This is a genomic window from Secundilactobacillus silagincola (genome assembly GCF_002583405.1).
GTDB lineage: Bacteria > Bacillota > Bacilli > Lactobacillales > Lactobacillaceae > Secundilactobacillus > Secundilactobacillus silagincola.
This window is the reverse complement of the sequence record NZ_BCMJ01000008.1, coordinates 67,670-82,662: the sequence shown is the minus strand read 5'-3', so window position 1 is coordinate 82,662 and position 14,993 is coordinate 67,670. Positions and strand designations below refer to the sequence as shown.

At 43.8% G+C, this 14,993-nt stretch carries 13 protein-coding genes; 7 read left to right on the top strand and 6 right to left on the bottom strand.

Annotated elements, in window-relative coordinates; genetic code table 11:
* Nucleotides 1–11: 11 nt before the first annotated feature.
* The 3 genes from CES82_RS09625 to CES82_RS09615 all read left to right on the top strand — a co-directional run bounded on the left by CES82_RS09625 (nucleotide 12) and on the right by CES82_RS09615 (nucleotide 4,157).
* Entirely contained in the window at nucleotides 12–1,025 is a 1,014-nt protein-coding gene (locus CES82_RS09625; RefSeq protein ID WP_098825776.1) for a diacylglycerol kinase, read from the top strand.
* Nucleotides 1,026–1,110: 85 nt separating this feature from the next.
* The gene (rlmD, locus tag CES82_RS09620; protein WP_098825775.1) at nucleotides 1,111–2,484 is read left to right on the top strand and encodes a 23S rRNA (uracil(1939)-C(5))-methyltransferase RlmD; all 1,374 of its coding nucleotides are present in this window, start codon (nucleotides 1,111–1,113) and stop codon (nucleotides 2,482–2,484) included.
* A 134-nt stretch (nucleotides 2,485–2,618) separates the two neighbouring features.
* Nucleotides 2,619–4,157, top strand: a complete 1,539-nt coding sequence (locus CES82_RS09615; protein ID WP_098825773.1) for a gamma-glutamylcysteine synthetase — start codon at nucleotides 2,619–2,621, stop codon at nucleotides 4,155–4,157.
* Between the two features lie 58 nt (nucleotides 4,158–4,215).
* Here the strand turns inward: CES82_RS09615 and CES82_RS09610 are convergent, their stop codons facing one another.
* The 4 genes from CES82_RS09610 to gntK all read right to left on the bottom strand — a co-directional run bounded on the left by CES82_RS09610 (nucleotide 4,216) and on the right by gntK (nucleotide 9,412).
* Nucleotides 4,216–4,809 (bottom strand): sugar O-acetyltransferase, encoded by a 594-nt coding sequence (locus tag CES82_RS09610; RefSeq protein ID WP_098825771.1) that lies wholly within the window; start codon nucleotides 4,807–4,809, stop codon nucleotides 4,216–4,218.
* A gap of 115 nt (nucleotides 4,810–4,924) precedes the next feature.
* Nucleotides 4,925–6,259, bottom strand: a complete 1,335-nt coding sequence (locus tag CES82_RS09605) for an APC family permease (protein ID WP_098825769.1) — start codon at nucleotides 6,257–6,259, stop codon at nucleotides 4,925–4,927.
* 120 nt (nucleotides 6,260–6,379) lie between these two features.
* Nucleotides 6,380–7,738 (bottom strand): gluconate:H+ symporter, encoded by a 1,359-nt coding sequence (locus tag CES82_RS09600; protein ID WP_098825767.1) that lies wholly within the window; start codon nucleotides 7,736–7,738, stop codon nucleotides 6,380–6,382.
* 111 nt (nucleotides 7,739–7,849) lie between these two features.
* A complete protein-coding gene (gene gntK, locus CES82_RS09595) occupies nucleotides 7,850–9,412 on the bottom strand; it encodes a gluconokinase (RefSeq protein WP_098825765.1) in 1,563 nt (520 codons plus the stop codon).
* 354 nt (nucleotides 9,413–9,766) lie between these two features.
* Here gntK and CES82_RS09590 point away from each other — a divergent pair, with 354 nt between their 5' ends.
* The gene (locus tag CES82_RS09590) at nucleotides 9,767–10,615 is read left to right on the top strand and encodes a MurR/RpiR family transcriptional regulator (protein ID WP_225364890.1); all 849 of its coding nucleotides are present in this window, start codon (nucleotides 9,767–9,769) and stop codon (nucleotides 10,613–10,615) included.
* 81 nt (nucleotides 10,616–10,696) lie between these two features.
* Nucleotides 10,697–11,464, top strand: a complete 768-nt coding sequence (locus tag CES82_RS09585; protein ID WP_098825763.1) for a GH25 family lysozyme — start codon at nucleotides 10,697–10,699, stop codon at nucleotides 11,462–11,464.
* Between the two features lie 68 nt (nucleotides 11,465–11,532).
* Here the strand turns inward: CES82_RS09585 and CES82_RS09580 are convergent, their stop codons facing one another.
* On the bottom strand, nucleotides 11,533–11,901 hold the full coding sequence (locus CES82_RS09580; RefSeq protein WP_180245720.1) for a DUF4828 domain-containing protein: 369 nt from the start codon (nucleotides 11,899–11,901) through the stop codon (nucleotides 11,533–11,535).
* 157 nt (nucleotides 11,902–12,058) lie between these two features.
* On the opposite strand from CES82_RS09580, the gene CES82_RS09575 reads away from it, so the two are divergent.
* Nucleotides 12,059–13,063 (top strand): Gfo/Idh/MocA family protein, encoded by a 1,005-nt coding sequence (locus tag CES82_RS09575; protein ID WP_098825759.1) that lies wholly within the window; start codon nucleotides 12,059–12,061, stop codon nucleotides 13,061–13,063.
* A gap of 22 nt (nucleotides 13,064–13,085) precedes the next feature.
* Complete coding sequence (locus CES82_RS09570) at nucleotides 13,086–14,402, top strand: DEAD/DEAH box helicase (protein ID WP_098825757.1); 1,317 nt, start codon at nucleotides 13,086–13,088, stop codon at nucleotides 14,400–14,402.
* A 156-nt stretch (nucleotides 14,403–14,558) separates the two neighbouring features.
* Here CES82_RS09570 and CES82_RS09565 read toward each other — a convergent pair whose 3' ends face one another.
* Nucleotides 14,559–14,969: a hypothetical protein gene (locus CES82_RS09565; RefSeq protein ID WP_098825755.1), complete on the bottom strand. Its 411-nt coding sequence runs from the start codon at nucleotides 14,967–14,969 to the stop codon at nucleotides 14,559–14,561.
* Between the last annotated feature and the right edge of the window lie 24 nt (nucleotides 14,970–14,993).

The window sequence follows — 14,993 nt, the reverse complement described above, 5'->3', positions numbered from 1 at the left end:
GGGAAACACTTATGCGGAAACGTGCGCGAGTGATATATAATCCTTCTTCCGGCCGGGAGGCTTTGAAGAAGGATATGATCGATATTTTAGGAGTCTTCGAACAGGCGGGGTACGAGACGAGTGCGTTTGCTACTACCCCAGCTCCTAATTCGGCACGTGACGAAGCCGAACGGGTAAGTCGCGAAGGCTTTGATTTAGTTGTGGCAGCCGGTGGCGATGGCACCATTAACGAGGTCGTCAACGGGATTGCTGGCTTGAAGAAACGGCCTAAGATGGCCATTATTCCAGCTGGTACCACGAATGATTACGCTCGTGCACTGCGAATTCCACGTGAGGATCCATTAGCTGCTGCCAAGGTCGTTTTAAAGAATCAAACGATTAAAATGGACATTGGGTTAGCAGGTAAGAAGTACTTTGTCAACATTGCCGGTGGGGGTCGCTTAACTGAGTTGACCTATGAAGTACCATCCAACTTAAAAACGTTGTTTGGTTACTTAGCTTACTTGGTTAAGGGAGCGGAATTACTACCCCGGATTCGACCATTTAAGGTGGATCTTAAATATGATGGTGAAGAATACGACGGTGAAGCTTCCATGTTCTTTCTGGCATTGACCAATTCGGTCGGTGGCTTTGAACAGATCGTGCCGGATGCTTCGTTAAATGACGGTAAGTTTACCATGATCATTGTTAAAACCAGTAATTTAGCTGAAATTTTGCGTCTGTTGACCCTTGTGTTAAACGGCGGTAAGCACATTAACGATCCGCGGATTATTTATCGTAAAGTGCACAAGGTTGAAGCTAAACCGAAGGGCGATTCCAAAATCATGATCAACTTAGATGGTGAATATGGTGGCGATGCTCCAATGACCTTCGTTAATTTGAAGCAGCACATCGAAACCTATGCTAATCTGGATGATATTCCAGATGCTGCTGTGGAAACCGAAACGCCTGAAATTCTTGAAGCTGAGCGTAAATTCTTGGCTGGGGTTCAAGAACTGCCAGAGAGCGAAGAATCAAAGAAATAATTTTTTAGGTATTAATTGGGAGGGTTTTGCTGTATGATACGTAAGGCAGCAAAACCTTTCTTTTGGTTAAAACAAGGAGATTTTAATGAAAATACAAGCACCAGTAGCAAAAAACGAAACGTACACGGGTACCGTAATGGACCTGACCTATGAAGGTAACGGCGTGGTTAAGATTGACAATTATTCGTTGTTTATCGCCAACGCTTTACCAGGCGAAGAGATTAAGTTTGTGGTGACAAAAGTCGGTAAAAGCTTTGGCTTTGGCCGGGTTTTGGAACATTTGACCACTTCACCAGATCGGGCTGAGATCGATGAGAAGGACCGTAAGCTTGCCCAGGCAGGAATCGCGCCTTTACAACATATGGTCTACCCAGCACAGCTTCGTTTTAAACAGCACCAAATCGAATCATTACTGGCCAAGAATAAACTTGACCTCAGTGTTTCTGAAACCATTGGGATGGAAACACCTTATCATTACCGGAATAAAGCACAGATTCCAGTTCGAATGGTTAAGGGACAGTTGGAAACTGGCTTTTACCGTCAGCATTCCCACGATTTGGTACCATTGACTGATTTCTATATTCAAGATCCACGGATCGATAAAGCGATTGTGATCGTTCGAGACATTTTACGTGCCGAAAACGTGCCAGCTTATGATGAGAAAACGCATAAGGGAATCATTCGTAACGTGATGGTTCGTCAGAGTTACTACGAAAAAGAAATGATGATTGGCCTGATTACCAATAGCCACACTTTGCCTCGTGCAAAGGCCATTGTGGAACAAATTTCTGAGCAGTTACCAGAAGTGACCAGCATTATTCAAAACGTCAATAACCGGCCTACTAACGTAATTCTTGGACCAATCACAAACGTCTTATATGGCGAACCTGTGATCCACGATTCACTGTTAGGCAACCGCTTTGAGATTTCAGCCCAGTCTTTCTATCAAGTTAATCCGGTACAAACTGAAAAATTGTATCAGTTAGCCATTGACCGAGCTGGCTTAACTGGCAACGAAACTGTGATCGATGCCTATTGTGGTATCGGGACGATTTCCTTAGCCATGGCACGCCATGCCAAGGATGTCTACGGTGTTGAAGTTGTTTCAACTGCCGTGGAAGATGCTAAGAAGAACGCCAAGTTAAACGGTTTGACGAATTTGCATTTCGCCACCAATAAGGCTGAATACCAAATGGCTGAATGGCAGAAACAGGGCCTAAAGCCGGATGTGATCGTTGTTGATCCGCCACGTAAAGGGCTGGATGAAACGTTAATCCATAGTGCAGCAGCAATGGCACCTAAGAAGATTGTTTATGTCAGCTGTAACCCATCAACGCTGGTTCGTGATATTCAACGTTTTGCTGAAGAAGGCTACCACGTGACTGAACCAATTCAGCCCGTAGACCAATTTCCACAAACGCCGCATATCGAATCCGTTACGTTATTGGAAAAGGATTAAAATTTATTTAATGAATGGAACTACGGAGATTTCAGTCTCCGTAGTTCTTTTTTTATGCTTTAAGCCCTTGATTACTCACTGTGTTTTAATTTATAATCGATTCAACGTAAGCACACATAAGCGGGGGATCTCGGATGTTAGACAATCTATTGAGCGTCATTAAAGCAGAAGGTGTCAGTGAACAACTGTATCATGGGTTAGTAGGACTGGAAATTGAGGAAAATCGGGTCAATATGCAGGGACAGCTCAGTCGTGAACCGCATCCACAAATGCTGGGTTCGCGGACCTTCCATCCTTATTTGCAAACGGATTTTGCAGAGACACAAGCCGAGCTTATTACAGATCCCAACCCAAATATTGGTGGGGTATTGGATCAGCTAGACACGCTGCAGACGGTTTTCTATCGCTCGATGCAGGGTGGGGACCGCATCTGGCCTTTGAGCATGCCACCACGGCTCACCGCTGATGACACGGACTTTATCAAAGCACACTTCGAACGGCCTGCTTTCAAGGATTACCGTGATTATCTCACTGAAAAATATGGTGTGGCTTCCAAAATTATGACGGGTGTTCACTTGAACTACAGCATCCCAGATCCGGTGATCAACCGACTTTACGCCCATTATGAAGGCGAATTTCAGCGAGTCACTGATTTTCGAAACGCACTCTATTTCAGAATGGCACAAAATCTAGTCTTGAATCGGTGGTTAATTACTTATTTGTTTGGGGCTTCACCAGTTGCTGAGGACGGCTTCTTTAAGCAACAACCGGCAAGCTTATCACATCCAGTAAGAAGTATTCGAAATAGTCATTTTGGCTATGCTAATCTACCTGCGGATGGCGTTGATGCAACTGTTTACCAATCGTTACCACACTTCGTTGACCGACTTTCCAGTTTAATTGAGAGTAAAAAGTTATACAGTCAGGCTGAATTTTACGGTCCAGTTCGTTTGCGCGGAGTAGATGAACTGAGCCAGATGTCCACTAAGGGTGTTCGGTACCTTGAGTTTCGTTGTTTAGACACGACACCATTCCGGTCAAACGGGATTAGTCGGCACGCGCTTTACTTGATGAAACTACTATTTATTTATGCTTTAGTGACACCGGTGGATGACGATAAGATTATCGATCAGCTAAAGCAGGCTGAAGCAGATAATGAACAGGTAGCGCTTGAGGAACCTACTCAAGCAACATTCAAGGCTGCTGAAGGGCAGCAGTTCTTCCGTCAGTTACGTGAACTAGCAGTTCAACTAAAGGCACACACCGAGCTAATTAACGCGATTGATGACTTTGCTGAAGTGATGTCACATCCAGAACTCACGCCATCTGCTAAGCTAGTGAGTCATTTAGACGACAGCGGCAGTTTAATGACCTTTGCTAACCAAAGGGCTTCAGCGTGGAAGGCGGAACGCGTTGGCACGGAACAGTTGCTGCCAAGAATGTCTCGATTGAACATTCATGCTCAAGAGCTCGTTTTCCGCGCCATTCAGTTGGGTATCAGATACTATGCCGTTCGCGACGAAAACGGTGCAATCATGCTGATGCTGACGTTTAACTCGATTACGCAAGTGGTTGAGGCTGATCGGGTACCCGATGAACCTGCTACGGAATACTTGAAGCATATGTTTCCAGATTTACCATTGCCGGATACAGATGATGATGAGGCAATGTAAAGCTTAATTGTGCATAATAAAACTGCTCCTAAGTGGTCATCGCTTGGGAGCAGTTTTATTATTCCTTAATCTTTCTTAACACGTGACAAGGATTACCCACGGCAACCACATAATCAGGAATATCCTTGGTCACCACACTGCCAGCGCCAATAACCGTACCTTCACCGATAGTGACACCGGGAAGAATAATGACGCCACCACCAATCCAGCAGCCATGCTTGATGTGGACGGGTAGGGAGCGGGTTTTCACGAAATGCTGTTCAGGGTGTTCATCCCATTGTTCATTCAAACGCTGTGAAAGCGGAACTGGATGGGTTCCCGTATAGATTTGGACGTTTGGTGCGATCATGGTTTCACCGTCGATCCAGATTTCACCGGAGTCCATGAATGAACAGTTCATGTTGATTGAGATTTTATCCCCTAAGTGAATGTTACGAGCAAAATCACACAGAAAAGGTGTCCCCACCGTAACGTTTTTGCCGATACTACCAAGGGAATGCTCTAAAAGCTGTCTGCGTTTGGCTGCTTGATCATAGGGAGTTTGGTTGTATGCCATCAAGAATTGATTAGCTTCATCCTTATACTGTTTAAAAATTGGATCGTGTGCATCATACAACTCACCATTTTGCTGTTTTTCCAATTCAGTTGTCATTGTTATTACATCTGCCCATCATTACATTAAATTTAGTAACCGGTTTCAGTTTAGCACTGACCAAAATCGTTCTCAAATTCTGCAAAATAAAAAGCCCTCACAAAGAGGACTTGATTTATTTTGTTTTGGTTTTGTCGCGTTTATGCTGATGGTAATAGTAAACAGGAATGCCGATACCCGTTAAAATGAGACCCGTTACGGCTAAACCTGTTTGAGTCCAAATGGTGATGATTAGAATAAACAAGCCACCCAGAATAGCAATAATTGGAATCACTGGGTAACCAGGGACTCGGTACGGCCGACGAAGTTTAGGTTCTCGTTTTCTTAAGATAAATAAAGCGATGAACAGCAAGATGTTAAAGATCCACATCACAAAGACCAGCATGTCCGTCAGTGTATCAAAAGAGCCCATAAACATCATGATGATGGCGATACCCAATTCAGCGAAACCTGCATAATAAGGAACGTAGGTCTTACGAGAAATTTTTCGTAATTGCTTGCTGAAAGGCAATGAATCTTCGGTGGCCATGGCAAGTGGTACTCTCATCCCGGTTAAGGTATAGCCGTTGATGGCACCGTACACGGAAACCAAGATACCGATGGTGACCAGTTTGCCACCCATTGGGCCAAAAATCATTTCAGCCGACTCTGAAGCTGTATTTAAGTTACCCGCAATTTGGCTCACCGGCATACTCTTCAGGAAAACAAAGTTAATGGTGGCGTAAATAACGGTAATGAAGACTAACCCTAAAACGATTGCTCGAGGGAGGTCTTTTTCAGGATGCTTCATTTCACCCGCCACGTTGCCAATACTGATCCAGCCATCATAAGCAAACATGGTGGCAAGTAGACCACTGCTGAAAGCGGTCCAAAAGTTGAGGTGCGGACCAGCAGTGATTGGTACCAGTGATACTGCGACATGGGCCTTTGAGAAAAGACCAAAGATGGCAATAATGAAGATTGGAATCAGCTTGAAAATGAGTGTGATTGATTGTAACGCCCCACCGACTCGCGCTCCTAAGAAGTTGATGAGCGTAATACTCAGTCCGCAGGCAATGGCGATCGGTAGATGCCAAATCAGCGGCAGACTGAATAAATTCAATACCTGAGTGGAGAAGATGATCGACAACGCTGCAATGTTTGCGGGATAGTAGATTAAGATCAGTGCCCAGCCCATTAAAAAGCCGGGTAGCTTGCCATACGTATATTCAATGTACTTGATTGCACCACCGGTTCGTGGGATTGCCGCAGCTAATTCTGCAACGGTTAATCCGGCACAGATAGTGAGCAGCCCACCTAAGATCCAAGCGGCTAAGGTCATGCTGGCGGAGCCTGTAACTTCAACAACACTAGCGACTTTGAAGAAGACACCTGCGCCAATAACGGTTCCCATCACAGTTGATAGGGCGGTAAATAAACCGATTTCACGTTTTAATTTTGGTTCACTCAAAATAACTTCCGTCCTTCCCAATTCAATAGCAACCAATTATAGCAAAGAAAAACCCCGGTGACAACGCACCGGGGAAGGGTTTCACATTAGAAATTCATGATAATTATTAGTGAAAAATTATTAGTGGAAGAACATGTTAAGAATCATAACCATGCAGATCCCGACAACTGAGATAACCGTTTCAAGCACCGTCCAAATCGAAAGTGTTTGTTTAACCGTCAAATCAAAGTATTCTCTAAACATCCAGAATCCAGCATCGTTAACGTGAGAAGCGGCTAATGAACCGGCACCAATGGCAAGTACCATCAAGGCAGGGTCAACGCCAGCAGCTGACATCAATGGAGCAACAATACCAGCTGCAGTTAAAGCAGCAACGGTTGCAGAACCTAAAGCAACACGGAGAACAACGGCGACTAACCAACCAAGAATCAATGGACTGATACTTGAGTGAGTGAAGATCTTGGCAACTTCATTACCAACACCACCGTCAATCAGCACTTGCTTGAAGGCACCACCACCACCAATAACTAATAGCAGCATAGCAATTGATTTAACGGCATTTTCAACGGTTTCCATGATGTCTTTAGTTGCCCGTTTACGAGCCCAACCCATTGACCACATGGCAAACAGTAATGAAATCAGCATTGCAATGGCAGGGTCACCGATGAAGGCAACAATTTGATCCAGCATCGTTGGGTTCTTAGTTGGCGTTGTACCGCCATCAACGGTCATCTTGTAGATGGTAGTAATGGCCATCAAGATAACGGGGAATAATGAAGTTAAAACAGAAATGCCAAAGCTTGGTTCATCTTCTGGGGCCATTTCTTTGACTTCACCTAATGAACTCAAGTTACCCTTTTGCTTGAAGGCAGAAGGGGCAAACTTTTCGGCTAACTTAGTGAACAGCGGGCCGGCAATGTAGGCGGCAGGAATGGCAACGATAATACCAAACAGCAGAACCTTACCATCACTGGCACCCAAAGCTGCGGCAATGGCAGTTGGTGCTGGGTGAGGTGGTAAGAAGCCGTGGGTAACTGACAAAGCAGCTGCCATTGGAATACCCAAGTAAAGAATTGGGACTTCAGCTTCAACGGCGATTGCAAAGACGATAGGAACTAACAGAACCATACCAACTTCGAAGAATAGCGCAATACCAATAATGAATGACGCGAGCATGATAGCTAATTGAAGCCGTTTCCGACCAAATTTATTGATTAAAGTCGTGGCAATCTTGTGAGCACCACCAGCGTCGGCAACTAACCGACCCAGCATGGCACCAAAACCAAAGACCAGTGATAATTCACCTAATTGACTACCAATACCAGTTTCGATGCTGGCAGCAATCTTGGTGAGTGGCATGCCAAGGAGAATGGCAGTCAAAACAGAAGTTAAAATCAACGAGACAAAGGTGTTCATTTTGAATTGAATAATCAAAACTAACAGGAATAAAATCCCGATAACTAACGCTAGTATTTCCATAGTTAGAAAACCCTTTCAGAAATCAGTTTTGTGAAACGCCCCTCGTGACGTTTCACAGCAACGGACAATAAGAAACCCTTTTTGAAGTTAAATGATGATACCCATAATAAATTAAAGATCGTTGTCAGATGCCTTTTTCTTAGCATCTTGGCTACGTTGGAAATCAGCAATCGCTTTATACTCAGTCTGTAATTGCCGACTCAAACGGATGTAGATTGGGACAAGTGCGCGATAAGCGTCGTAAGTTTCTGGGTTTGGATGGTGCACATTTGTGACACCCACAAACTTCTTCACTTCGCTGAGGTCATCGATCAAACCGAGACTATACATTCCCAGCACAGCAGCTCCTAAGGCAGTTCCTTCGACACTTTCAGGAATGGTGACGTCTTGTTCAAAGATATCAGCTAACATTTGACGCCAGAGAGCTGAGCGGGCAAAACCACCGGTAGCTTGGATGCTGACGGGTTTGCCAACAACTTCTTCTAAGGCAATCAGCACGGTGTAAAGGTTGTAGACGATGCCTTCAAGTGCAGCCCGAACCATGTGAGCACGGGTATGCTTGCGAGTTAACCCGAAGAAGGAACCACGGGCGTTAGCATCCCAGATTGGGGCACGTTCGCCGCCAAGGAAGGGGTGGAAGATCAAGCCGTCTGAACCAGCTGGAATCTTAGAAGCAATCTCAGTCAGGAGGTCGTAACTGTCGACTTTCATCTGTTCAGCAGTAATCTTTTCTGGTGCGAATAACTGATCGCGAACCCAACGGAAGACGATTCCGCCGTTGTTAACCGGTCCGCCAACAACCCACTTATTTGGTGCAAGGTAGTAACAGAATACCCGGCCTTTAGGGTCAATCTTCGGTTTGTCAGTGACCACCCGAACGGCACCAGAAGTACCGATCGTAACGGCAACAACACCGGGGTCAATGGCGTTCACACCGAGGTTAGCTAGAGGACCATCTGAAGCACCCATAACGAATGGCACGTTAGGATCAATGCCAATCACCTTAGCGTAGTCTTCGTTCATACCAGAAACTGTATCAGTGGTATCAACTAACTCTGGTAACTTATCGCGAGTCACGCCAGCTAGTTCAAGTGCCTGGTCATCCCAGTCCATCTTGAAGATGTTGAACATCCCAGTGGCATTAGCGATGGAGTAGTCTTCTTTTAGGACACCGAATAGTTTGTAGATAACATATTCTTTAATTCCCACAAACCAGCGGGCTTTGTCAAATAAATCTTTGTGTTCGTTACGGAGCCAAATAAGTTTAGTGAAGGGAGTCATTGGGTGAATCGGCGTACCCGTTTTCTCGTAAATTTGTTTACCAATACCGTTTTCGCGTAACTGATCCGCGTACTTAACAGCACGATTGTCAGCCCAAGTAATGGCGCGAGTCATCGGTTTATGGTTGTCGTCCAACAAGATCAGACTGTGCATGGCAGCTGAAAATGATACACCCTTCAACTCACCCTCGCTTAAGTTTGCCTTACGTAAAACCGTGGTTAAACCATCAACGATGGCGGAAAAGATCTCATCTGGATCTTCTTCAGCCATATCCGGTACATCTTGATAAAGCGGATACAAATTGTTGGAGTAACCTTGTACTTTGCCGACATTGTCAAACAGCACAGTTTTAACACTGGTTGTTCCTATATCAACACCGATCATATAGTCCATTTTTCTACGACTCCCTTTCTGATTTGAACTTGCAATGTGAGTGTAAATGACTTTTAAACCGTTTACAAGAATAAATGTCTCAAATAAGTTCTTTTGTGAAGCAACCTGTTCATTATATGAAAAAAGATTTCACAATTCAAGTATTAGTTAGAAAATTATTTACAAATTGGTGAGTAATCGCTAAAATACTTGATATAAAGTGAACAAGGTGTCCATACCAATTGTTAATACTGGGTGTTAAAATAGGTTTGAAAGCTTTTAAATGGAATTTTAACTCGTATCATATATAAACAGTGTTATTTCAGGGATAACACGTCATTTACCTAGTCGGTTTCAACGTAGGAGGCAACTAATTTGGCACAATCAGCGATCAGCAGTATCAGGTCTTACTATCCCAATTTGAGTAAATTACACCAAAAAATTGCGGATTATATTTTTGCCCAGCCGCAAATGGTCAGCGATTTAACGATCAATGAATTGGCGGAGAAAGTGGGCGTTTCCACAGCTTCAATATCCCGTTTTGCTAAGGCTGTTGGCTATTCCAACTTCCGTGAATTCAGTCTTGATTTGGCTAATGTGCCATCAGATGTTAATCACAGTAGTTTGTTTAAAAAAATTGACCCTAACGATACACCTAAAGAAATGACGGAGAAGACTTTTCAAGCAATGATCGACGCTTTAATTTCCACACGATCACTACTGCATAATGACCAGTTGGAAACGATTTCAAATCACATTTTAAAGTGTCACCAACTGGCTTTCTTCGGGTTAGGAGGGTCTTCCGTAGCTGCCTTAGACGGTTACCATAAGTTTTTAAGAACTTCTATTAACAGCGAGTACTATCCGGATTTTGACGTGCAACTGATGCAGGCAGCAAAAATGGACGAGAACGATTGTGCCATTATGATCTCGCATTCCGGTGAAAACCAGCAGACGCTGACCGTGTTAAAGCAGTTGCATAATAATCATGTCCCTGTGATTGCCATTACCAGTTACGGCCGTTCCTCGCTGGCGCAAAGGGCGGACATGGTCATGCTTTCATTGGCCGACCAAATGTCCACGACCTCTGACAGTATGTATACGTTAATTGCTCAGTTAGCCATGATCGACAGTCTGTTCACGATCGTTGCCGTTAAACTGTCCAACAAGACGGAAGCTGTGATGAGTCGGGTCAAGGAAGCCATTAATCAGACGAGAACTTGAGTTATTTTTTCGCAAATCTGCAATTGTTGAAAAGCATGGTAGAATAAGAAGTATGATGAACCAGACAAGGGATGAGCAGGTGTGAAACGACGACGGATTGAGCCAATCTATACCAATACTTATAGACAGTTGCGTAACCGTTCACGACGATTACGCTTCTTTTCAATCTTGCTGATTTTGATCATCATCGCTGGCGGCTGGTTTGGCTATCGGCATTATCGCGACCAGCAGCTGAGTCATTACCGCGTTAGAGGAGTGACATTGGACCAGGCAAATGGTTTTGTGGATTTTCAGCAACTTTCGCAGCAGGGTTTTCAGTTTGCGTACTTGCGGGCGACTTCAGGGGCGACTTATACCGATGATCAATTTCAAAGTAATTATGATCGCTCACAGGGCAGCAGTCTTAAAATGGGCGTTTATCACGTGTATAGCTATACCACTTCACCTAAAGCGCAATTTAAAAACTTTGAACGTGAAGTGGGCTACCGTGAAGGACAGCTACCGATTGCCGTTCAAGTTACTACTTACGGTAAATATAATGCACGATATTTGCGGCAATCTGAGCCGCAAAAAAAGTTGTTGCAGCTTGTTTCATTACTGCAGCAACACTATGATAAACGCATCATTATTTGGTGTACACCAAATATCTGGCAGTCGGTTAACCAAACATCACTTGCTCGGTATAAAACGTGGCTGCAGACATCGAGTCTATCGCATCAAAGTGGCCAAGTCGTTTTCATTACCTATGATGAAAAAGCAACCGTTAAATTGAACGGTCAGTCGCAAACGGTGCCTGCATCGGTTTTTAACGGTTCACAGCGTCAATGGCACTCATGGAGTACACAATAGAAACTAAAATAACCTGATTATTCACTGCCTTGTTACTAATCAGCAGTGAATAATCAGGTTATTTTAGTTCAGTTAGTTGTGTTTGAGACGATATAGTAAATCACATCGTCAGCTTCATCAAACATTTTAACCGGAATATTATTATTGGCTGTAATGGTGATGTGATAGCCATAGTGATCTAGTAATACCAAAGTATCGGTGGTGAGTGAAACCACTTTGCAGGGAATCGTATGGTGATCAATGCTGATGGTTAAATCAGGACCAATCACTATAGAATGCGTCCTGGCTGTCTCGGAATGACGCAGTTTCCATGAACCGATAAAAATCATGGGGGAATTAGCGACTTGGTTTGCAGTTCGCTTAGATGACCGCTGAGAAGGCCGAATGAAGTTTTGTAGTAATGATCGGCTAGAATGGATGAATTCTTTTGCATTCATGGTGAGGCCTCCTCCTTTTCTCTTATTTAATTTTAACATGTTTATCAAATGATTCCTTATTCTTTACCTTAAATTAAAAAATAAAATCGACTTCTAATTATCATTTGCGTTTGGAACTGCTATCATGGAGTTAACAGCAGAAAGAGGGGCGTTTTTAATGATCAACTTAGGCATCATCGGCACTAACTGGATTACTCAGCAATTCGTGGAGGCGGCTCAAACCTCTGGGCTGTACCAGTTAACCGGAGTCTATTCAAGACACCAGGATACTGCAACTGCATTTAGTCAAAAAAACGGTGACGCGGAGACCTATACCGATTTGGATAAATTCTTTACCCAAGGTCATTTTGACACGGTTTATATTGCCTCACCAAATAGTTTGCATTTTCAACAGGCAAAACAGGCCATTGAAGCAGGTAAAAACATTATTGTTGAAAAACCAGCTTTCGAGAATCAGGCTCAGATGGAACGAATTCAAGAACTTTTGCGGCAACATCGTGAACTGCACTATTTCGAAGCGGCCAGAAACATTCATACGCCAAACTTTCACGCCATCGAAGCGCAATTAAAAAAGATGCCGGTGGTGCAAGGCGCTAACTTTACCTACATGAAGTACAGTTCCAGGTACGACCAGGTATTGGCAGGTAAGGAACCCAACGTGTTCTCTTTGAAATTTGCTGGTGGTGCGCTGCAGGATCTAGGCGTGTATCCGTTGTATGATGCCATTGCGTTGTTTGGTGTGCCAAACGAATTTAACTACTTCCCAGAGTTTATTCAGACTGGCGTTGATGGTAAAGGTGTTGCTGTGTTACAGTACGCTGAATTTAACGTAACACTTAATTTTGGTAAAACCACCAACTCGTACATGGCGTCTGAAATTTATGGTCTGAAGGATACCATCGAAATTGATGATGCTGGCGAACTGGGAGAAGCGAATTACTTTGATGCTTCAGGCAAAAAGACGCTAATCAGTGAACCCGTTACTGAAAACGTGATGCTACCTGAGGTACGGGATTTTGCTAGGGTCATCAACGAGCCTGGTAATATTCAAAATCAGACTGACTACCTACGTTGGCTGAATCTGAGTGTTCAGGTCAATAAAATGCTGTTTAACCTACGTCAATCTGGTAAAATTGTTTTTTACGACGAACGGGACAACTAATGAGAAATGAGGGGATCCTATTATGATTCCACAGTTTAAAAATCGATTCGAAAAATTAGGTTTTGATGAATTATCACCAATTCAATCCGCTGTCTATGAGCCACTGAAAAATGGTGACAGCGTGCTTGGACTGGCACCAACTGGGTCAGGTAAAACGCTTGGTTTTGTTGTACCAGTTTTAGAGCGGCTAGCACCTGGTCAAGGGATTCAAGCCATCATTATCGCACCTTCACAGGAATTGGCCATGCAATCAACTAACGTCACAAGAAGCTTCGCCACGCTGGTCGATTTAAAGGTTACTTCGATTACGGGTGGCGCTAACGTTAAGCGACAACTGGAGCAGCTGAAAAAGCATCCAGAAGTCGTGGTTGGTACTCCTGGACGAATTTTGAATTTAATCGAGGATCGAAAGCTTAAGACCCACGACGTTCAAACCGTGATCATTGATGAAGCGGATGATTTGCTGGATGGTGAGACTTTTGATACGGTTCGGACGATTTTACAAAACGTACCTTCAGAAGTTCAATTGGGCTTTTTCTCGGCAACGGAGACGCCAATTTTAGCCGAACTGCAAAAGTGGTTTGGGACACCAGTTACACGCATTGATGTGCGCGATATTGACCATACACAAGGTGAGGTTCGTCACGGCTTGCTAGAAGTTGGTAACCTGAAAAAGGCCGGTATGCTGGGGAAATTAACCTCAGTTAAACAGTTTAAAGCCCTCGTGTTCTTCAATCATGTTGGTTCCTTGCAGCAGACTAAGAGTTGGTTGACACACCATCACGTACCCGTTGCAACGTTATCAGCTAATCAGCGTCAAACGGAACGGCAAAAAGCGTTGACTGATTTCCGATTAGGGCGGGTTAAATTGCTGTTATCTACGGATGTGGCGGCTCGTGGACTGGATATTGCCAAATTACCTGCAGTGGTTAATTTTGACTTACCTAGTACCGCTATCGACTACACCCACCGGGTCGGCCGAACGGGTCGGATGGGTGAGCCAGGTCAAGTGGTCAACTTTGGTGATGACCATGATTTAAGGGACTTAAAGCGGTTATTAAAGGATACTGACTATCAGTTAGTGCCCGTTTATTATCAAGACCATCGATTGAGTACCAGCTTTAAAAAGCCTTCTCAATCGATCAATTCAGACCAAACGATTGTCGCTGAAGCTAAGGTTGCCGGTGAAGTGCAGACAGATCCTACCGCTATGCAACCTGCTAGCCGAAAGCCAAGGGTCAAGGCAGCTTTGCCAGAGCCCACTAAGAAAAAGAAGGGGCATAACAAGCATTCTAAGCGTAAAGGAATGCGGCATAAGCGCGAGCAAGAAAATAATTAGGGTAATGTTGAAATAAAAAAGCATGGTTCTCAGCTGTAATGTAAGGCTGAGAACCATGCTTTTTTTTGTAACGCTATAATTGGATAATGCGAATTGTCTAAAATACATCAATTTTCATGAAAAATGCCTAGCAGATAGCCAGGCATCCTTCTTTAATTATCGTTTGTAAGTATAGGTTGTCCCAGTCACGTAGTTATGAATCGAGATGTGGTGTGAACTTTTGATTGTGACTTTGAGTTTTTCTGCACCGCCACCACGAATTATTCGTTGACCACCACTGTAGCGACTCTTATCTTTTCCAGTGATCTCGTAAACGTGGTGTTTCAATGTCTTATATTTAAGTTTATAGGCATCAAAATAAGGCATTCCCATTCCTTGATACCTGAATGTGCTCTTCTTGAAAGCGTAATATTCCCAATATTGCCCCTTCTTATAATTATATTGGTGCCTGATAGCAGAAGGCGTACCACTGTGCCAACTAGCAGCACTCGCAGTTGTGGTTGAAACGGACACTATGCCAATTATCCCTAAAATTAACGCAACAAATAATGACAAATGTTTCTTCATTGTATTTTCCCCCTTAGGATAGTG